Consider the following 20,229-nt stretch of genomic DNA (forward strand, 5'->3'; position numbering starts at 1 on the left):
GCAGCGAATACTTGAGTTTTTAGTCATCACACTTCAGGAGTACCCACCATGCGTGTCTGGATTGACGCAGACGCTTGCCCAAAGGCTGCCAAGGATCAAGTGATCAAGTTCGCTCTCAAGCGTCAGTTCGAAGTGGTGCTGGTGGCAGGTCAGAGCCAGATCAAACCCACGTACGCACTGGTCAAGCTGATCGTGGTGCCCAGTGGCCCCGACGCAGCAGATGACTACCTGGTGGAGCATGCCGAACCCGGTGAGTTGGTGATTTGTAGCGATGTGCCGCTGGCTGACCGGCTGGTAAAGAAAGGCGTGGCGGCACTGGACCCCCGCGGCAAGGAGTTTGACCCGCAGAACATGGGCGAGCGGTTGGCGGTGCGCAACCTGTTCACCGACCTGCGGGAACAGGGCCAGATGGGCGGCGGGCAGGGGGCTTATGGCGAGCGCGAAAAACAGGCGTTCGCCAATTCACTTGACCGGATTCTGACCCGATTGATGCGCAGCTGATTACTCCTGTTGAGTCAGTTCCAGCACACGGTCGACCATTTTGTTAATGCCCGAAGCCGCTTCGCTAATGGAGTTGGCGAGCATGTAGGCGGGTGTGCTGACGAGTTTGCGCGCTTTGTCTTCAACGATTTCAGACACTTCACATTCCTGATGCTCGCCACCCATTTTGCTGACAGCCGCCGCTGTATCAGCGTCTTTGCCGATTGTGCAAATCACACCCGGGCCATAGATTTTGGCGGCAATGGCAGGCGAGATACACATCAGCCCAATCGGTTTTCCGGCCTCGGCGAACGCTTCGGCCAGCGCCAGTACATCCGGTTGCACGGCGCAATCGGTGCCCTGAAAGGCGAAGTCCGAAAGGTTTTTGGCTGCACCAAACCCGCCCGGAACGATCAGCGCGTCGAACGCTTCGGCATTGGCTTCGCTAATATCTTTGATATCCCCGCGTGCGATACGCGCCGACTCGACCAGCACGTTGCGCGACTCCGGCATTTCTTCGCCCGTCAGGTGGTTAATCACATGATGTTGCGCAATGTTGGGTGCGAAGCACTGAACCTTGGCGCCGCGCTGATCCAGACGCAGCAAGGTAATAACGCTCTCATGAATTTCAGCGCCGTCGTAGACACCGCACCCGGAGAGAATCACGGCAACTTTTTTCTGAGTCATATGGGAGGTCTCCTTTGGACATGGCCCTAATGTCGCCGGATTCGGCGTGTGAAGCTATAGGGCTTTGTACACCGCCAGCGCTTGCATCATCAAGGCGGCGGTGTCATCCGGTGGAGCAGTCGATCGAGGTTCGCTTCATCTGGCGCATTTATCGCTGTTATTTTTGATAAGGACTGAAGGCCACGGTGGGACTGAGGAAATCAACGTGATAACCCGTAGACCCATCGCCTATTGCAACATGCACGCCGTTAATGCCTTCGTTCATTTGTGAGTTAAAACGATAGTCTATAAGCGGTTCAATAGCTTCATTAACGCCGACTGCAAACTCGGTCAGCGCCAAAGCTCGAGCACCTGCCGCGCGTTTAAGTAACGATCTGTATTCAATGCTGTTAACCGTGAACGAAGTGATGCAGTTGTGCTTTATGGTAAGTAGGGCTGTGTGCTGTGCGACCTCTTGAATTAGGGTTAGAAGTGCCATTTTTAATTCTTTGTCTGGGGGTGTTAAAGGCTTTCGTAGCACCGTTAAAATCCCGGTTATTATTAAATGCCCCTCAAAATTAAAAGGGCAAGGTGCGGAAGCGTGCATATGAGCGTAGTGGACTTCAAAGAATTCAGCGACTGAATGTATATACGGTTTGTTTATATCTTCCTCAAGCATCGCGTAAGGCGTGGACTGCTCCGAAATAACAACGCTGGCCTCAGAGGAGGCACCTTCCAGTTTAAAGTGTGTATGTGTCTCAAGCAGTGTTAATACCAACCTCTGTTTATAGAGAGCTGCGTGGAAATCACTGTTCATAATGAGGTTCAAGCTGTACAAGGCATTGTTGACTGAAGGTTCGAACACATGAGTTGCGCAAAAAATGCTTTGTTGCACAGGCGTGTTTTTTGCGATGTCGAAGGTTCGCTTTGCGGCCTCATTGCAGAAGGAAAAAATGATGCTCTGTGCAGGAAGCGAGTCTATTTGACTGAGTAATCTCGTCGTGAATCCCTGAGCGGCGCAGTGTTGAAGAAAAATCGGGTCGTCGGAAATAACCCATGATTCATGTGAATTGAATGGAGATATTTTGGTAGCCACAGGCATGACCTCGCGGTAAGTGTGAGTGCCTATTGACGCGATTACTGAGGCACTCACGTTTACATTGGCTAATTAGTCTGGCAGGTAAGCCCAGGCAAGCGGTGCCCAGCCAAAATTATCAGGCCCTGAGGTGATGCGGTTAAATTTTAGTTTTGCCAAAGTTAATGTGGTCATTAGATGTACCTTTTTATTGGTTTAAGAGGTGCTCCTGATAGGTTCAGGGCGTCAGTATGTTAAGTGAGAAAAATTAATAAACTAAAGGGATATTTATTTAATTTTTATATCGTTTCGGAGCAGGGTGAGCCTATTTATGAACAAGAGGAATAACTGTAGGAAACATATGTAGTCCGTGTCTGATTATTTTTCTTATCCCGTTTTTTAGCGCTTTTCCTATTGTGGAATTTTATTTTATTAATATAGATTTGAGGTTTTAACATTTTGCTAGAGGATTAATAATGTCTACGTTGAAAAAATACCTGAGTGAACGGTCGGTTAATGAAGCGCTTGAACTTGCCGATCTTACCGAACTGGACGAGCCTGTTCACGCCATTGGGCTTTTAGTGGGTGAAGTGCTCGCGGGGTTGGCAACCAAGGGGTGGCCTGTTGGAAAATTGCTCAGAGGGCCCCGCATTGTGACGGCACAAGATAATTATGGACTGCTTGGCTATGACCCTGCGGAAGTTACATTGGGGAGCGAGCATACTCGCTGGGTAGATGAGCATTCACTTTTACGTACGCAAACAACGAGTCTAATTCCTGGAGCTTTGCAGCGTATTGCACATGTTCGTAAACCCGAAGAGCTCGTTCTTTTGGCTGCTCCAGGGATTACATTCAGGCGAGATAGTCGTGACAGGTGGCACTGTGCTGAGCCCCATCAGATGGATATTTGGGTGCTTGGCGACACTGCCCTTTCAACGCGGGAGCGTTTACTAAAGCTAGTAGGTGACATTCTTGAATGTGCCGTTCCGAATATGCCGTGGGTGCACAGTCCCAGCCCACACCACTACACCGAGGGCGGCATTGAAGTGAACGTGATCTCTCAAGAGCAACCCGTGGAAGTACTTGAGTGCGGCTGCATTGCTCCCTCACTTTTGCTACGACTGGGTCTCGATCCCGCGAAGCATGGGGGCTTGGCTTTGGGGATGGGGTTGGATCGCTTGACCATGTTACGCAAAGGTATCCCTGATATACGGTTGTTACGCGACCCTAATGAGCGTGTACAGGCTCAATTGCATGACTTGCATCCTTGGACTCCCGTTTCGCGTTTGCCTTCCATAACCCGGGATATATCACTCGCTGTCACACCTGGTTTGAGCGAAGAGGTGCTGACAGAAAAAATGTTAGTTGCTGCGGGCGAGCACTCGAGCTGGATTGAGGAAATGCAAGTTAAAGGGCGATGGGCCATGGAGGACTTGCCTAATCAGGCAGTAGAGCGTCTCGGTCTTTTAAAAGGGCAAGAAAATGTTCTGCTTAGAGTGGTGCTTCGAGATTGCTCTCGGTCTATCACTACTCAGGAAGCCAATGCTTTATACGAGCGTATTCAAGCTGCTTTGCATGAGGGTGCTGAGGGTGGGGGTTACAAAATTAATACTTGAGGACGAGCGTGGCAGCCTATGTTGGCACTGACTCGTCCCCACGCGATCAACTTTCGGGCTCACTCAGTGGGTGGGGTGTTAGCGTCGGCATCTGCCTTTTTCTTTTCTTCCAGCGCCGTCTGTTTTGCAATACGCGCATTTTTGATGCGGCGGCGTATCCACAGGCACACGCCGAGCAGAAGCAAAGCGCCGAGCACCCACAGCTCATACTTCTTAACGCTGCCCAGAAGGCCCTCAAGCACCGCACCAAAGTGGTAAGCCGCCGTCGCCAGCGCGATGGCCCAGATGGCCGCGCCAATACCGTTAAGCAGCAAATAGCGACCCGGCGGATAGCCGGACAGGCCAATGGCCACAGGCATGACCGTACGCAGGCCGTAGACGAATCGGAAGCTCAATACCCAGATATCGGGGTGCCTGCGGATGTGCTCCAGCGCCTTGTCGCCCATCAGCTGCCAACGCGGTTTGCGCGCCAACAATTTGCGGCCGTGTTTGCGCCCCAGGAAATACCACAGCTGGTCGCCGGCATAGCTGCCGAGGAACGCCACAATCATGACCAGTTTGAGGTCCATGTATCCGCGGAACGCCAAGAAGCCTGCGAGAACCAGAATGGTCTCACCTTCAAAGAACGTCCCTAGAAACAGGGCGAAGTAGCCAAATTCTTGAAGAAATTGTTGGAGCATTGTCTGGAAGCTGGCGAAATTGAACGCGCAGCCTACGCCTTAAGGCACGTTCAGGAAAGTCTCGTAAGGTCTCTAGTTGTTAACAATTCCTACAAATGATGTCGATTTGACCTACGTCATAGGCGTTGTCATCTAGTGTTCATGGCAGGTCGGTATAAAGGGCGCGCGCAGGTGCGGGCGTGTTTAACACGAACAAAACTGACAAAACGCCCTCTAACAGGCTCCGACTCACACAAAGCACCTTCGAGCGGTTTAATCCCGCCGGCGTTGGTGGCATTCTGGCAGCTTGACCGCATGCGCCGCCTAACTGTTACGAGAGTCAACCCGCTCTTACAGGAACATTCAATGAATACCGAAGGACTGACAGAACTCGTTGCTACCGAGGCCCAACCGAAGGTTGAGCCGGCCCCGCAAACGCCACCCGTGCAGGACGCCCCGGCGCCTGCGGTGACGGAAACGCCTGCGGCGGCGCACCCAGTGATCGCCATTCCGAACCTGGATGACAGCAGCCTGTATATCCATCGCGAACTGTCGCAATTGCAGTTCAATATTCGCGTGCTTGAACAGGCGCTGGATGAGTCCTATCCGTTACTGGAACGGCTGAAATTCCTGCTGATTTTCTCCAGCAATCTGGATGAGTTTTTTGAGATTCGTGTCGCGGGCCTGAAAAAGCAAATTACCTTCGCGCGTGAGCAGGCGGGCGCTGATGGCTTGCAGCCGCATCAAGCGCTGGCGCGGATCAGTGAGTTGGTACACGGTCACGTTGATCGCCAATACGCGATCCTCAATGACATTTTGTTACCTGAACTTGAAAAGCATCAGGTGCGCTTTATTCGTCGGCGCCACTGGAATACCAAGATCAAAGCATGGGTTCGCAAGTTTTTCCGCGATGAAATAGCACCCATTATCACGCCTATCGGCCTTGATCCGACGCACCCGTTTCCTTTGTTGGTTAACAAAAGCCTGAACTTTATTGTCGAGCTTGAAGGCATTGATGCCTTTGGCCGTGATTCGGGCCTGGCGATTATCCCGGCACCGCGTTTGTTGCCGCGAGTGATCAAGGTGCCTGAAGAGGTGGGCGGTACGGGGGACAACTATGTGTTCCTGTCGTCGATGATTCATGCCCACGCCGATGACCTGTTCCAAGGCATGAAGGTTAAGGGCTGCTATCAGTTCAGACTGACCCGAAACGCAGACTTGTCTGTCGACACGGAAGACGTAGAAGACCTGGCCCGCGCCCTGCGTGGCGAGTTGTTTTCACGTCGTTACGGCGATGCAGTGCGTCTGGAAGTGGCGGATACGTGCCCTAAACATCTGTCCGATTACTTGCTCAAACAGTTCAACCTGCACGAAACCGAGCTGTATACGGTCAATGGCCCGGTCAACCTGACACGACTGTTCAGCATCACCGGGCTGGACAGCCACCCGGAGCTGCAATACACGCCGTTTACGCCTGCGATCCCCAAGCTGTTGCAGAACAGTGAGAACATTTTCAGCGTGGTAAGCAAGCAGGATATTTTGCTGCTCCACCCGTTTGAGTCGTTCACCCCGGTGGTCGATTTGTTGCGTCAGGCAGCCAAAGATCCTCATGTGCTGGCCGTACGCCAGACGCTCTATCGTAGTGGTGCCAATTCCGAAATCGTTGACGCGTTGGTGGACGCTGCGCGCAACGGCAAAGAAGTGACAGCGGTGGTTGAGCTGCGTGCGCGTTTCGACGAAGAGTCCAACCTGCAACTGGCCAGCCGTCTACAGGCCGCCGGTGCGGTGGTTATTTATGGTGTGGTCGGTTTTAAAACCCACGCGAAGATGATGCTGATTCTGCGTCGTGAGGCGGGTGAAATCGTCCGCTATGCGCACTTGGGCACGGGCAACTACCACGCCGGCAACGCCAAGCTCTACACCGACTACAGCTTGCTGACGTCGGACGATGCGCTGTGCGAAGACGTAGGCAAGCTGTTCAGCCAATTGATTGGGATGGGTAAAACGTTACGCATGAAGAAACTGCTGCATGCGCCGTTTACCCTTAAAAAAGGCATGCTCGACATGATCGCCCGCGAAACGCAGTTCGCGGTGGAGGGTAAGCCTGCGCACATTATTGCCAAGTTCAACTCGTTGACCGATCCGAAAATCATTCGCGCGCTGTATAAAGCCAGCCAGTCGGGCGTGAGAATTGACCTGATTGTGCGTGGCATGTGCTGCTTGCGACCAGGGATTCCCGGTGTATCGCACAATATCCACGTGCGCTCGATCATTGGTCGCTTCCTGGAGCACACACGGGTGTTCTACTTCCTCAATGGCGGCGAGGAGCAGATGTTCCTGTCGAGTGCTGACTGGATGGAACGCAACCTCGATAAGCGCGTGGAGACGTGCTTCCCGATCGAGGGTAAAAAGCTGATCCTGCGGGTCAAGAAGGAACTGGAGTGCTACCTGACGGACAACACTCACAGCTGGATTTTGCAGTCCGACGGTCGATATGTGCGTAATACACCGACCGGCAACCAAAACCCGCGTAGCGCGCAGGCGACCTTGCTTGAGCGTTTGAGCTTGCCGGTGTTGACCGTCAGCACCGGCCCGTCGGTGTAAAGGCCCAGATCCGTAGCAGCTGCCGCAGGCTGCGTCCGAGTGCGAAGCGCTCGTAAACCCTGAAGTCCCGGTGAATTTGAAACACCGCGATATCAGGTTTTACGACGGTTTCACCGCCGGACGCAGCCTGCGGCAGCTGCTACGGGGCGCAGGTTTTCAAGACACCGTCAGCACAATTCCGACCCGGGTCAGCCATTGTGCTTCTTGCTCGAAGTCAGCCTGTGTCAGCGGGTTTTGAGCCAGCCAGCCTTCGGGGAATATCACTTCAAGGTGGTCGCCGTGGGCGCGCAGCTTGACTTGCGACGCCTCCTGATTACCCCGGATGTGGTAGAACAAAATCGCAAAGCGCAGCAGCACGCACAGGCGAATCAGCTTGATGCCGTCCGCACCAAATTCGGCGAATTTATCTTTTGGAATGTTACGTCGGTGACCGCGTACCAGCAGCGCGAGCATTTGCTGGTCTTCGCGTGAGAAACCGGCAAGGTCGGAGTGCTCGATCAGATAAGCACCGTGCTTGTGGTAGTGGTAATGGGCGATGTCCAGACCGACTTCATGCACTTTGGCAGCCCAGCTCAGCAGCTCGCGCCACACACCGTCCTTGAGGTCCCACGACTTGGCTACTTGATCGAAAGCCCGCAGGGCCTTGGCTTCCACCCGCGCCGCCTGTTCACGATCAACGTGATAACGATCCATCAGCGAGCTGAGGGTGCGCTCACGTACGTCTTCGTGGTGATGGCGACCCAGCAGGTCGTACAGCACGCCTTCACGCAGTGCGCCGTCGCAGTGGTCCATACGCTGCAGTTCAAGAGAATCGAAGATAGCTTCAAGAATGGCCAGACCCGCCGGAAAAATAGTCCGACGATCCGGTTTGATCCCTTCAAAGTCGATTTTGTCGACTTCGCCCAGCTTGAACAGTTTGCGTTTTAGCCAGTTCAAGCCTTCGGCATTAACTTCGCCGCTGCCGTGCCCGCCCGCTTTGATGGCCAGCCCGATGGCCCGAACAGTGCCCGAAGAACCGATGGCTTCATCCCAGCCCAAACGGTGCAGCGCGTTTTCGATACTCATGATTTCGAGGCGCGCCGCCGTGTAGGCCTGAGCGTATCGCGCCGGGGTGATCTTGCCGTCGCGAAAGTAACGCTGAGTAAAACTGACGCAACCCATTTGCAGGCTTTCGCGCAGCAGTGGCTCGAAGCGCTGGCCAATAATGAATTCAGTGCTGCCACCGCCGATATCGGCGACCAGGCGTTTGCCCGGCGTGTCAGGAAGGGTATGCGACACGCCCAAATAGATCAGACGGGCTTCTTCCCGGCCGGAAATGACCTCTACGGTATGGCCCAGAATTTCTTCGGCGCGCACGATAAATTCATGGCGGTTGCGGGCTTCACGCAAGGCGTTGGTGCCCACGATACGCACGGCACCCAGCGGCATGCCGTTGATCAGTTGGGCAAAACGCTTCAGGCAATCAAGCCCGCGCTGCATGGATTCCTCGTTGAGCTTGCGCTCTTCGTCGATGCCCGCAGCTAACTGAACCTTTTCACCCAGACGTTCGAGAATACGGATTTCACCGTTCTGCGCTTTTGCCACCACCATATGAAAACTGTTGGAACCCAGATCAATGGCGGCGATCAGGGGCGGACTCTTGGCTTGGGATTGGGGCATAGTTGAGAAGTCTCGGTCGATAACGTCGCCATCGTGCCACGATCAAAGGCTCGCGCCAACGCGTAGTGTCAGATGCGTTGATATGGAACACGTAAGCAAAGACATTAGCCGCTCCCGGATAATTCGTTTTTCTTATTGTCGGTCGTGATAATGCCTACACGCTGTAAGCGACTGTCAGGCCATGTGCACCGTACCGATAAAATTCGCCAGTTCCGGGGTCTGCGGGTTAGCAAACAGGGTCTTAGGGTCGCCGACTTCGTGAACTTTGCCTTGATGCATAAACACCAGCTTGTCGCCGACTTCCCGGGCAAAGCGCATTTCGTGAGTGACCATGATCAGTGTCATGCCTTCACGGGCCAACTGGCGCACGACACTGAGTACTTCGTTAACCAGTTCAGGGTCCAGCGCTGAGGTGATTTCGTCACATAGCAGCACTTTGGGGGACATGGCCAGTGCCCGGGCAATCGCCACTCGCTGTTGCTGGCCGCCCGACAGGCGCTCGGGAAAGGCATCAAACTTGTCGCCAAGCCCGACCCGTTCCAGCATCTCGCGTGCCAATACAACTGCTTTGGCCTTGGGCACTTTTTGTACGACTTGCGGGGCCAGCATGACGTTTTCACCCACGCTGAGGTGAGGGAACAAATTGAACTGCTGAAACACCATGCCGACCTTCTGGCGCAGACTGCGCAGGTCGGCGCGGGCGGCGTCGAGGTATTCGTCATCGACTTCGATGACACCGTCGTTGATGGACTCCAGGCCATTCAAGGTTCTGAGCAATGTACTTTTACCCGAACCGCTGCGCCCGATGATGGCGACGACCTGGCCTTGTTCGACGGTCAGGTCGATGCCTTTGAGGACATGATGATCCCCGTAATATTTATGCAGGGCGGTCACTCTAAGCAGAGGCATGCAGTTTCCTTTCGAGATAGCGCGCACTGAGCGACAAGGGGTAACAGAGGAAGAAATAACCGAGCGCCACCAGGCCGTACACCATAAACGGCTCAAAGGTTGCGTTGGCCAGCATGCTGCCGGTTTTGGTGAGCTCGGTAAAACCGATGATGGAGGTCACGGCGGTGCCTTTGATGACCTGCACCGAAAACCCCACGGTGGGCGCAACGGCCACGCGCAAGGCCTGCGGAAAAATGACATAGCGCAATTGCTCCAGCGGGCTAAGCGCCAGGCTGGCCGAGGCTTCCCATTGGCCATGGGCTACCGATTCGACACAGCCGCGCCAGATTTCAGCCAGATACGCGCTGGTAAAAAGTGTCAGGGCCAGCGCGGCGGCCATCCACGGTGAAATATCGATACCGAGCAAGGCGATGCCGAAGAAAATCAAAAACAATTGCATCAATAACGGCGTACCTTGAAAAAGCTCGATATAGCCGCGTGCCAGAACGCGCGCGAAACGGCTTTTGGAGATGCGCATCAGCAGTACCAGCAAGCTGATCACGCCGCCGCCAATAAACGCCGCCAGCGACAGTCCAACCGTCCACTGCAAGCCGATCAGCAAGTTGCGCACGATGTCCCAGAGCGTGAAATCCATTAACGACTCCGGGTCAGGTAGCGGCGCCCGAAGGCGTTGAGTAGTTGGCGAATCAGCAAGGCCATACACAGATACACCAGCGTGGTCAGTGCATAGGTTTCAAAGGCCCGAAAGTTTCGCGACTGAATAAAGTTGGCAAAAAAGCTCAGTTCTTCGGTCGAAATCTGCGAGCACACGGCCGACCCCAGCATGACGATGATGATCTGGCTGCTCAGTGCCGGCCATACCTTGCCCAGCGCGGGTTGCAGCACGACATGGCGAAACGCTTCAAAGCGGCTCATGGCCAATGCCGAGGCGGCTTCGAGCTGGCCTATGGGGATGGCTTGAATACCGGCACGAATGATTTCCGTTGAATAAGCCCCAAGGTTGATCACCATCGCCAACACGGCGGCCTGCCATTCACTGATATGCAGGCCGAGCGCAGGCAGGCCGAAGAAGATGAAGAACAACTGCACCAGAAACGGTGTGTTGCGGATCAATTCGACATAAACCCCGAACACTGTAGACAGGGGGCGGATGTTCCAGGCCCGTGCCACTGCTCCGACGATGCCTAAACCAACGCCCAGCACGGTGCCTATGGCCGTCAGCTCAAGCGTGAACAGGGCGCCGCGCAATAACAGGTCGCTGTTTTGCAGGACCGGCAAGAAGTCGAGGTGATAAGCCATGATGAACCTCGCCCAAATCAATCAGAGGTCAGCGGGAAGCGGCTCTTTAAGCCACACCATCGCGTTCTTTTCGAGACTGCCGTCGGCTTTGGCAGCGCTAATAATCTGGTTCACCTTGTCCAGCAGCTCGGGTTGGCCTTTGTTGACGCCCACATAGACCGGTGAGTCCTTGAGCTTGAGTTTCATGGCCGGAATGCGCTTGGGATTGCGTTCGCTGATGGCCACCATCACCACGTTGCCGCTGGCAATCAGATCAACTTGACCGGCCAGATAAGCGGCAATGGTTGAGTTGTTGTCTTCAAAGCGCTTGATGGTGACGCCTGCCGGGGCCACGTTGGTTAACTCGATGTCTTCGATGGCACCCCGCGTCACGCTGACTGTTTTCCCTTTCAGGTCATCCAGCGTCTTTATGTCAGCGTCGGGCGGGCCGAATACGGCGAGGTAAAAGGGGGCGTAAGCGCGGGAAAAGTCGATGACCTTTTCACGATCCGGGTTTTTGCCCAGGGTAGAAATAACCACGTCGACTTTGCCGGTGGTCAGATAAGGCACGCGGTTGGTGCTGTTAACGGGGGTCAGCTCCAGTTTGACCTTGAGCTGGTCGGCCAGCAGTTTGGCGGTGTCAATGTCCAGTCCGCGAGGCTTCATGTCAGGGCCCACCGAGCCAAAGGGTGGGAAGTCTTGAGGCACCGCGACCTTGAGCGTGCCCCTTGCCATTACCTCTTCAAGGCCATTGGCGTGGGCGGGGGCCTGACTCAGCATCAGGCTGGCGAACAGGGCGCAAATCAGGGCGCTGTAGCGCTGGGTCATGGCACGTCTCCGAAAACAGGCAGGGGAAGGTCTGTAGTGAGCAGAGCACAGGCCATGCCAAGAGTCGTTTCAGGGGAAGATTGCTCCTGTTCAGGGTGCTCCCAGGCAGATGAAGGGCCGCAATGGTGCGTGGGTTAAGGTACTGGCGCACCTTAATTGTGCGCACCATGACCGTTGAGTGACATGATCGATACGTTTGATTACGTACCACTATAGTAAGAGTCAATCACCGCTCAGCTTCCTGAACGCGTTGATGACGGCTATGATGTGCTACGTTTTTGCTTACAACCACGGAGACTTCCATGAGCAGCGATCTTATTAAACACGTCACCGACGCTAGCTTTGAGGCCGATGTTCTCAAGGCTGAAGGCGCTGTACTGGTCGATTACTGGGCTGAATGGTGCGGTCCATGCAAAATGATCGCGCCCGTTCTGGACGAGATCGCCGAGACTTATAAAGGCAAGCTGACTGTTGCCAAACTGAACATCGATGAAAACCAGGAAACTCCGGCCAAGCACGGCGTACGGGGTATTCCTACTCTGATGTTGTTCAAGAACGGCAACGTTGAAGCCACCAAAGTAGGTGCTTTGTCGAAGTCGCAGTTGGCAGCATTCCTCGACGCAAACATTTAAGCGTCGATATAAGCCCCGCTAAATGCGGGGCTTTTTCATGGCTCAAGGACTAGACGCTATGAAACTCAAGTGGTACATTCGGCCCCGCACTGGTTTCTCCACTGCCCCCTGCAAGCCGTCGCCGACGCACTCCTTATCGAATTAGTACGCGATCCTGTCGCCTTCTCTGCGGCGCGGCCTCATTAAGCCAAAAGCTTAATTTCCCTCCCCATAAATGATTACGTCATTCCTATATGAACCTGACTGAACTCAAGCAAAAGCCGATTACCGAACTCCTCGAATTGGCCGAACAGATGGGCATAGAAAATATGGCCCGTTCGCGCAAGCAGGACGTGATTTTCTCCCTGCTCAAAAAGCACGCGAAAAGCGGCGAGGAAATCTCGGGTGATGGCGTGCTGGAGATTCTCCAGGACGGCTTCGGCTTCCTCCGTTCCGCTGACGCTTCGTACCTGGCCGGCCCGGATGATATTTACGTCTCGCCTAGCCAGATTCGTCGCTTCAACTTGCGCACTGGCGACACCATCGTCGGCAAAATCCGTCCGCCAAAAGAAGGCGAGCGGTACTTCGCACTGCTGAAAGTCGACACGATCAACTACGATCGTCCAGAGAACGCGAAAAACAAGATTCTCTTCGAGAACTTGACGCCGTTGTTCCCGACTGTGCGCATGAAGATGGAAATCGGTAACGGTTCCACTGAAGACTTGACCGGCCGCGTGATCGACCTCTGTGCCCCGATTGGTAAAGGTCAGCGTGGCCTGATCGTTGCTCCGCCTAAAGCGGGCAAGACCATCATGTTGCAGAACATCGCGTCGAACATTTCGCGTAACAACCCTGAAGTGCACTTGATCGTGTTGTTGATCGACGAGCGTCCTGAAGAAGTGACCGAAATGCAGCGTACCGTTCGCGGCGAAGTGGTTGCTTCCACCTTCGACGAGCCACCCACCCGCCACGTGCAGGTTGCTGAAATGGTGATCGAAAAGGCCAAGCGCCTGGTCGAACACAAAAAAGACGTGGTGATCCTGCTCGACTCCATTACCCGTCTGGCCCGTGCCTACAACACCGTCATCCCAAGCTCCGGCAAGGTGTTGACGGGTGGTGTTGATGCTCACGCCCTTGAGAAGCCAAAGCGTTTCTTCGGTGCGGCGCGAAACATCGAAGAAGGCGGCTCGCTGACCATCATCGCTACCGCGCTGGTTGAAACCGGCTCGAAGATGGATGAAGTGATCTACGAAGAGTTCAAAGGCACTGGCAACATGGAACTGCCTCTGGACCGCAAGATCGCTGAAAAGCGCGTCTTCCCGGCAATCAACATCAACCGCTCCGGCACACGCCGCGAAGAGTTGTTGACCGCGGATGACGAACTGCAACGCATGTGGATTCTGCGCAAGCTGTTGCACCCGATGGACGAAGTCGCGGCTATCGAGTTCTTGATCGACAAGCTGAAACAGACCAAGACCAACGATGAGTTCTTCCTGTCGATGAAGCGCAAGTAAATCGCCGGAAGCCAAGCAAGAGCCGGGGAAACCCGGCTTTTTGCTGTCTGACTTTTCTTGAGGTAGACAGCGCTCTCTTCTGAACAGCCGACTTGGGCGCTACACTCTTCCTCCCAACGCCCGGCCAATATGAGGCTCATGCATGCAGTATCGCGACTTACGCGACTTTATCAGCGGCCTGGAAGCGCGCGGTGAACTCAAGCGCATCCAGTTTCCAGTCTCCCCGAATCTGGAAATGACCGAAATCTGCGACCGTACGCTGCGCGCCAAAGGCCCGGCGTTGCTGTTCGAGAACCCGGTCGGTCATGACATTCCTGTGCTCGGCAACCTGTTTGGTACGCCGGAGCGTGTGGCCTTGGGCATGGGCGCCGAGGCCGTGAGTGAACTGCGGGAAATCGGCAAGCTACTGGCATTTCTAAAAGAGCCTGAGCCGCCTAAAGGTCTGAAAGACGCGTGGTCCAAGCTGCCGATCTTCCGCAAGATCATTTCCATGGCCCCGAAAGTCGTTAAAGACGCGGTGTGCCAGGAAGTGGTCATTGAAGGTGATGACGTCGACCTTGGACTGTTGCCGGTTCAGCATTGCTGGCCGGGCGACGTGGCGCCATTGATTACCTGGGGCCTGACCGTGACCAAAGGTCCGAACAAGGACCGACAGAACCTTGGCATCTATCGTCAGCAAGTGATTGGCCGCAACAAGGTCATCATGCGCTGGCTGAGCCATCGCGGCGGGGCGCTGGACTACCGTGAGTGGTGTGAAAAACACCCCGGCCAGCCGTTCCCTGTCTCTGTTGCGTTGGGTGCAGACCCAGCAACTATTTTGGGCGCTGTGACGCCGGTTCCGGATAGTTTGTCCGAATATGCCTTTGCTGGCCTATTGCGGGGCAATCGGACCGAACTGGTGAAATGCCGAGGCAACGACCTGCAAGTGCCAGCCACTGCCGAGATCATTCTTGAGGGCGTGATTCACCCGGGTGAAATGGCCCCTGAAGGCCCGTATGGCGACCACACCGGCTATTACAACGAAGTCGACAGCTTCCCGGTCTTTACCGTTGAGCGCATCACTCATCGGGTCAAACCGATCTACCACAGTACCTACACCGGCCGTCCACCTGACGAACCGGCGATTTTGGGTGTGGCATTGAACGAAGTGTTTGTACCCATCCTGCAAAAGCAATTCCCGGAGATCACTGACTTTTATCTGCCGCCCGAAGGCTGCTCGTACCGCATGGCCATTGTGACCATGAAAAAGCAGTACCCGGGGCACGCCAAGCGCGTGATGCTCGGTGTGTGGTCGTTTTTGCGCCAGTTCATGTACACCAAATTCGTTATCGTGACCGACGACGACATCAATGCCCGCGACTGGAACGACGTAATCTGGGCCATCACCACGCGCATGGATCCCAAGCGCGACACGGTGATGATTGAAAATACGCCTATCGACTACCTCGACTTTGCCTCGCCGGTTTCCGGCCTGGGTTCCAAGATGGGGTTGGACGCCACGAACAAATGGCCGGGTGAAACCACCCGCGAATGGGGCCGGGTTATCGTCAAGGACGAAGCTGTTACCCGCCGGGTCGATGACATCTGGAATCAATTAGGAATAGATTGATGCGTGTAACTTTGCAGCCTTCAGGTGCGGTGCTGGAAACCCTGCCTGGTGAGCGAATTCTGGATGCGGCGCAACGCTTGGGCTATGAATGCCCGCAGAGTTGCCGCAATGGTAATTGCCACGTGTGTGCGGCCTTGCTGGTTGAAGGGCAGGTAGAGCAGGCGGGGGAAGTGCGCGACCACGGCGAGGTGTATACCTGTCTGGCAGCACCACTTGAAGACTGCGTAGTGCTGTGGGATGGCGTGCTTGCGTTAGGAGAAATACCGGTGCGAACTCTGGCGTGTCAATTGGTCGAATGTGTCGAAGTGGGGGGGGATGTCTGGCGGGTGCGTTTACGTGCACCGGCCGGCAAACTCCCGCGTTATCACGCTGGGCAATACGCGATGCTGACGCGCGAGAATGGTGAAAAATCGGCCTTCTCGCTGGCCAGTGCGCCGCACTCCGGCCGAGAGCTGGAACTGCATGTTCTGGCTCGTGAGGCCAGTTCGCTCAGCCTCATTGTGCAATTGCAGCGCAACCAGATGATCCGAATTGAGCTGCCGTTTGGGGATACCCATTTGGCCGAGTTGCCAGACGGCCCTTTGGTCTTGATCGCTGCCGGAACCGGTATGGCGCAAATGCACAGCCTGATCGAGCATTGCCGCGAGAAAGGCTTCAAGTACCCGGTGCACCTGTATTGGGGCGTGCGTCGTCCCGAGGACTTCTACGGGCTGGAAGAATGGGAGGCCTGGCAGAACACGCCCAATTTGTTCCTGCACAAAGTTGTCAGTGACCTGTGTGGCTGGGAAGGTCGCTGTGGGTTGCTGCATGAGGCGGTCTGCGAAGACATCAGTGATTTAAGCGCTGTGCATGTGTATGCCAGTGGCTCTCCGGCGATGATCTACGGCACCCTCGATGCGTTGGTCAGCGCTGGCATGGACCCGCATCAAATGCGCGCCGATGTGTTCGCCTACTGTCCACGCCCTTGAAAACGGGGCAGGCAAGCCATAATTTTTACTGACTCATACTTGGCTTGCCTGCACGGTTCATCAGACAAACCACACCGTCTGATTTTTCAGTGCTATAAGAATCAACACGTTATTTTGTTTACTTAATGTTAAGCGTGTAAGGCCGCGATCACTGGTTATGACTGTTATAGACACTGCCTGCCTGAACCCTCACTATCCGCCGCGACTCGACCTCGGGGCGCCGTTGACCCCCGAACAATTGCACCATTCCCTTCGCAGCACCATGGCGCGTCACCAAGGCGGGCCGGTGTGGTTGTTTGCCTACGGCTCACTGAACTGGCGCCCCGAATGTTCGGCGGTCGAGCGCGTGCGCGGGCGGGTGCATGGCTACCATCGCGGGCTGTATCTGTGGTCTCACGAACATCGTGGAACGCCTCAATGGCCGGGTCTGGTATTTGGTCTGGATCGTGGTGGCTCATGCAGTGGCTTTGCTTACAGGCTGCCAGAGGACAACCTGGAAGCTGCCTTGTACGCATTGTGGCTGCGTGAAATGCCGGTTCCCTCCTATCGGCCACGGTGGCTTAGCTGTCGGTTGGATAATGGCACGGAGGTACAGGCGCTGGGGTTTGTGCTGGAGCGCCACTTACCCAGCTATGCAGGTAACCTGCCGGACAATGTGCTGCGCCAAGTGCTAGCCAATGCCAGCGGGCGCTACGGTACTACTCGCGATTATGTTGAGCAGACTGTAAAAGCGCTGCGCACTCATGCCATGCCCGATCGCAATCTGGAAGCACGACTCAAACGCTGCGATGCGGCCCAGCTGGAAGGGTCAGGCAGTGGCATGGTCACGGGTTTTTGAAGGCTGGTAGTACTCGTCCCATAGCTGTTTAACCAACTGTTCGTCCTCCAGGCTCAAGTACTGAGGGTTGTGTTCGAGTTGCCCTTGCATCAGGCGTACGGCGGCCACGATGTGTGTTGCGCACGGCTGGTGGATGGACGCATCGGCAAGCCCAAAATTGATTTGGGTATTGGGTGCCTCACCATCAAAGGGAAGAACCCATGCATGGCCCGTCTCTGCAATGGTGTAAACAACCGTGTCACCGTGACTGCGGTCGGTATTTAAGGTGATGATGCGATCTTTTTTAAGGGTATGCAGGTCAAGCTCGTCATCCGGCGAGGTTACGGTAAAGGCGATGGTGCCATCTTTGATGAACTTTAGGTCGTCTCTCGTTAACGCGTAATTGCCCGTTGCACAAAATAAAATATCGCACTGCTGACAAAGATGAGCGGTGCTGTGTGCAATGTTTTTTAAAGGAATATCACCTAGCTTGTTTGGGTCTAAATCATGGATAAGAAAATGATCCACTCCCCGCTCTTGGAGAAGGCTGCGTATGCGTGCGCCTAATGTGCCGTGACCAATAACGCCGACCCTGACATCATTGCCGAATAACATGATGCCCTGGTTTTGCAGGTAAAGTTCGGTGATCAACATGATGCTGTTTGCGGAGGCCAGATCACTGTTTTTCTTTATGGTGGAACGCCCCACTGATATGAAGGGTCTGTCGTCAATGGACGTGTTGAAGTATCGGTTTTCACCATTAATAGCGTACTCAGCAATACCGGATATTAGATCAGGTTTTAAAATACTCAACGCCTGACTGTTCAAGGAAAAATAGCCGCCATGGTCAAGCACGACACAGCTGGACCCTGGGCCGATGGCCTGTTCCAGTATTTCAACAGTGGAAGGTGAAAGCGCAATCATATCGGCTTTGGATATGTCTAGAACCGGATAATTGGCACTTTTCAAAAACTGCAACGTGGCGTCGTTTTTCTTCGTCGAATTTTTAAGTATTATTCCGCACAAATCGAAATGCCTGGCAAGGACTTCTATCATGGCCAAGGTTGAACTGTAACGTGGGCAGACCAGCAAAATCTTTTTAGGGATGACGTGCGGCGTCATTACTTTTTTAATAAGTGCAGTGTAGAAGTCCAGAGATTTTTTATATTGATTTTTATTGATGGCGTATGCCGTGTTCATCTCGATATCGTCCGTGATTTTTTCGAGATGGTACGTCATGTGTATCCACTCATCCTCTCTTCATATTGCTTCTAATTATGTATTTTAGGTGAGCGGTTGAAAGCGCTTTATTCTCTCGTGCTTGGGGAATAATTCCCGCTGTATAGAAGATTTAAAACACAGGTGGACAAATAGTAACTTGATATAAACATTCGGACATATCCCACGTAACTATCGGAACCCATGAGCTGAAAAAATTGGCTCCACATTAATAGTATTCGTCCCAACGGTACTGATGCCGAGGCGGCTTGCCGCAAGTTCTGGAGAACGGTGATGAAGCATTTGATGGGGTTGGCAGTAGTGTTGATGTCGTTCAATACCTGGGCGCAAAATTTTCCGCCTTCAGTTGTGTACCTGTTGGAACCCGCCTACCCAAATGAATTGATGCGTTTGGGCATCGTGGGTGACGTAAGGGTTAGGGTTTTGGTCAATCCCGATGGCACCGTCGTTGACCCTGTGATTCTCTACAGCTCTCATCCGGAGTTTGCGGGCGCGACCTTGAAGGTTATACGCGCGTGGCGCTTTAGCACTTGGACATCGGGTGAAGGTAGGCCGGAGCAGGTCGAAGTCGTCGCTCCGGTGCTGTTTGGCGGTGATTCCAGCGCCAAAAATAAACCGTTGAGCGCCATCGATCTTGAGACGTCTACGTGCCGTCAACTGAACACTGAAATTGAAAACCATATGCGCCGCAAGGTAAATGCTCCGTTGGCTCAGTTGAAGCTGTTCAGCAAAACGCGCCACCAACTGATTAGCGGGTTGGTGGCCCAGCGCTATTCCAGTGAGGAGTTAGCGATTGCACTGTTTGATCTTTCTCAGGCAACAGAAAGGATCGTAAGAACCTGTCAGCGAACGATCAGCCGCCGATTTGTCGAGAAATTACCGGAGAGTGTTCAGGCGCTTTTAGCGCGCACGGCGGGCTTAAAAGGCCCGATAGAAAGCCAGCCTATTTAACAAACGAAGGGGCGACACATAAAAGAATTACCTGCGTTTGAGTATGGTCTGCCCCCTATGGCCATCATGCTTTCATTCAATAAGACAGGCGCTGTGAGTGCTGCTCAACGGGCTCTTCTTATTTCACGTAGCAATGTCCAATCTCGACGATGGGGGTGAAGTCCATGATTCTATTGTTCTGAAAAAATCGGCCGATAACCCTATGAAGCGTTCATGGGGTGGTCGCTGTTCTGCTTCTGAATGGGGTATCCCGTGCGCTGCCAAACCCAACAAAGGAGCGAATTGTGAAAGCGTGGATCGTATTGATGATGGCCCTGTGTTTGCCACTGGCAGCGGTTGCTGAAGAGGCTGAAGAGGGCGCTGCCAAGGTCAGCTACATCACGTTGAGCCCACCCTTTGTGGGTAACTATGGTTTGGACGGCAGTCCAAAACTTAAAGTGTTTAAAGCCGACATCTCCTTGCGCGTAACAGGTAATGAGGCAGCCAAGGCGGTGAAGGCCAATGACCCACTGATCCGTAATCAGTTGGTGGGGTTGTTTGCCCAACAGACCAGCGCCACGCTGAGCAGCGTGGAGGCCAAGGAAAACCTGCGACAAGAGGCGTTGAAACAGATTCAACAGGTCATGAACGACGAGACCGGGAAGCCGATGGTGGACGACTTGTTGTTTAACAATTTAATTGTTCAGTAACGCTCAAAGCCTCTGCGGTAAAGGTTCATGCACCCTGTGTTTCCTGTAGTCGCTGCC

General features: G+C 54.2%; 19 protein-coding genes. 10 read left to right on the forward strand and 9 right to left on the reverse strand.

From position 1 onward, the window contains the following. Positions 1-48 precede the first annotated feature (48 nt). Entirely contained in the window at positions 49-501 is a 453-nt protein-coding gene (locus ACI7MX_RS02815; RefSeq protein WP_314489711.1) for a YaiI/YqxD family protein, read from the forward strand. Here ACI7MX_RS02815 and elbB read toward each other — a convergent pair whose 3' ends face one another. Beyond that, positions 502-1,167: an isoprenoid biosynthesis glyoxalase ElbB gene (gene elbB, locus ACI7MX_RS02820; RefSeq protein ID WP_314489713.1), complete on the reverse strand. Its 666-nt coding sequence runs from the start codon at positions 1,165-1,167 to the stop codon at positions 502-504. A 157-nt stretch (positions 1,168-1,324) separates the two neighbouring features. Then, positions 1,325-2,248 carry a hypothetical protein gene (locus ACI7MX_RS02825; RefSeq protein ID WP_405584695.1) on the reverse strand — a complete coding sequence of 308 codons (924 nt, stop codon included), beginning with the start codon at positions 2,246-2,248 and terminating at the stop codon, positions 1,325-1,327. A 449-nt stretch (positions 2,249-2,697) separates the two neighbouring features. On the opposite strand from ACI7MX_RS02825, the gene ACI7MX_RS02830 reads away from it, so the two are divergent. Next, positions 2,698-3,837, forward strand: coding sequence for a hypothetical protein (locus ACI7MX_RS02830; protein WP_314489717.1), 1,140 nt, complete (start codon positions 2,698-2,700; stop codon positions 3,835-3,837). 59 nt (positions 3,838-3,896) lie between these two features. Here the strand turns inward: ACI7MX_RS02830 and ACI7MX_RS02835 are convergent, their stop codons facing one another. Then, a complete protein-coding gene (locus ACI7MX_RS02835) occupies positions 3,897-4,517 on the reverse strand; it encodes a DedA family protein (protein ID WP_314489719.1) in 621 nt (206 codons plus the stop codon). Between the two features lie 345 nt (positions 4,518-4,862). On the opposite strand from ACI7MX_RS02835, the gene ppk1 reads away from it, so the two are divergent. Further along, entirely contained in the window at positions 4,863-7,100 is a 2,238-nt protein-coding gene (ppk1, locus tag ACI7MX_RS02840; RefSeq protein ID WP_314489721.1) for a polyphosphate kinase 1, read from the forward strand. A gap of 156 nt (positions 7,101-7,256) precedes the next feature. On the opposite strand, the gene ppx is transcribed toward ppk1, so the two are convergent. From ppx to ACI7MX_RS02865, 5 genes are all read right to left on the reverse strand, one after another. Next, positions 7,257-8,759, reverse strand: a complete 1,503-nt coding sequence (gene ppx, locus ACI7MX_RS02845; RefSeq protein ID WP_314489723.1) for an exopolyphosphatase — start codon at positions 8,757-8,759, stop codon at positions 7,257-7,259. A 174-nt stretch (positions 8,760-8,933) separates the two neighbouring features. Next, positions 8,934-9,668 carry an amino acid ABC transporter ATP-binding protein gene (locus ACI7MX_RS02850; RefSeq protein WP_314489725.1) on the reverse strand — a complete coding sequence of 245 codons (735 nt, stop codon included), beginning with the start codon at positions 9,666-9,668 and terminating at the stop codon, positions 8,934-8,936. Beyond that, entirely contained in the window at positions 9,655-10,302 is a 648-nt protein-coding gene (locus tag ACI7MX_RS02855) for an amino acid ABC transporter permease (RefSeq protein WP_405584700.1), read from the reverse strand. The genes ACI7MX_RS02850 and ACI7MX_RS02855 overlap by 14 nt, the downstream gene beginning before the upstream one ends. Further along, complete coding sequence (locus tag ACI7MX_RS02860) at positions 10,302-10,967, reverse strand: amino acid ABC transporter permease (protein ID WP_314489729.1); 666 nt, start codon at positions 10,965-10,967, stop codon at positions 10,302-10,304. Before ACI7MX_RS02860 ends, ACI7MX_RS02855 begins: the two co-directional genes overlap by 1 nt. Positions 10,968-10,988: 21 nt before the next feature. Further along, entirely contained in the window at positions 10,989-11,774 is a 786-nt protein-coding gene (locus tag ACI7MX_RS02865) for a transporter substrate-binding domain-containing protein (protein ID WP_405584704.1), read from the reverse strand. A gap of 302 nt (positions 11,775-12,076) precedes the next feature. On the opposite strand from ACI7MX_RS02865, the gene trxA reads away from it, so the two are divergent. From trxA to ACI7MX_RS02890, 5 genes are all read left to right on the forward strand, one after another. Continuing rightward, positions 12,077-12,406, forward strand: coding sequence for a thioredoxin TrxA (trxA, locus tag ACI7MX_RS02870; protein ID WP_016783018.1), 330 nt, complete (start codon positions 12,077-12,079; stop codon positions 12,404-12,406). 233 nt (positions 12,407-12,639) lie between these two features. Next, the gene (gene rho / locus ACI7MX_RS02875; RefSeq protein ID WP_003438291.1) at positions 12,640-13,899 is read left to right on the forward strand and encodes a transcription termination factor Rho; all 1,260 of its coding nucleotides are present in this window, start codon (positions 12,640-12,642) and stop codon (positions 13,897-13,899) included. Between the two features lie 142 nt (positions 13,900-14,041). Next, on the forward strand, positions 14,042-15,508 hold the full coding sequence (gene ubiD / locus ACI7MX_RS02880; RefSeq protein ID WP_314485957.1) for a 4-hydroxy-3-polyprenylbenzoate decarboxylase: 1,467 nt from the start codon (positions 14,042-14,044) through the stop codon (positions 15,506-15,508). Next, complete coding sequence (locus tag ACI7MX_RS02885; protein WP_405584711.1) at positions 15,508-16,476, forward strand: CDP-6-deoxy-delta-3,4-glucoseen reductase; 969 nt, start codon at positions 15,508-15,510, stop codon at positions 16,474-16,476. The genes ubiD and ACI7MX_RS02885 overlap by 1 nt, the downstream gene beginning before the upstream one ends. A gap of 157 nt (positions 16,477-16,633) precedes the next feature. Further along, on the forward strand, positions 16,634-17,314 hold the full coding sequence (locus tag ACI7MX_RS02890; RefSeq protein WP_405584714.1) for a gamma-glutamylcyclotransferase: 681 nt from the start codon (positions 16,634-16,636) through the stop codon (positions 17,312-17,314). Here ACI7MX_RS02890 and ACI7MX_RS02895 read toward each other — a convergent pair. Further along, positions 17,285-18,532: a hypothetical protein gene (locus ACI7MX_RS02895; protein ID WP_405584717.1), complete on the reverse strand. Its 1,248-nt coding sequence runs from the start codon at positions 18,530-18,532 to the stop codon at positions 17,285-17,287. The genes ACI7MX_RS02890 and ACI7MX_RS02895 overlap by 30 nt on opposite strands. A gap of 273 nt (positions 18,533-18,805) precedes the next feature. On the opposite strand from ACI7MX_RS02895, the gene ACI7MX_RS02900 reads away from it, so the two are divergent. Then, positions 18,806-19,483: an energy transducer TonB gene (locus ACI7MX_RS02900; protein WP_314485966.1), complete on the forward strand. Its 678-nt coding sequence runs from the start codon at positions 18,806-18,808 to the stop codon at positions 19,481-19,483. Positions 19,484-19,767: 284 nt separating this feature from the next. Beyond that, positions 19,768-20,172 carry a flagellar basal body-associated protein FliL gene (locus tag ACI7MX_RS02905; RefSeq protein WP_405584721.1) on the forward strand — a complete coding sequence of 135 codons (405 nt, stop codon included), beginning with the start codon at positions 19,768-19,770 and terminating at the stop codon, positions 20,170-20,172. Positions 20,173-20,229 lie beyond the last annotated feature (57 nt).

The organism is Pseudomonas sp. 2024-210 (assembly GCF_045062345.1).
In the GTDB taxonomy this organism is placed as follows: Bacteria; Pseudomonadota; Gammaproteobacteria; order Pseudomonadales; family Pseudomonadaceae; genus Aquipseudomonas.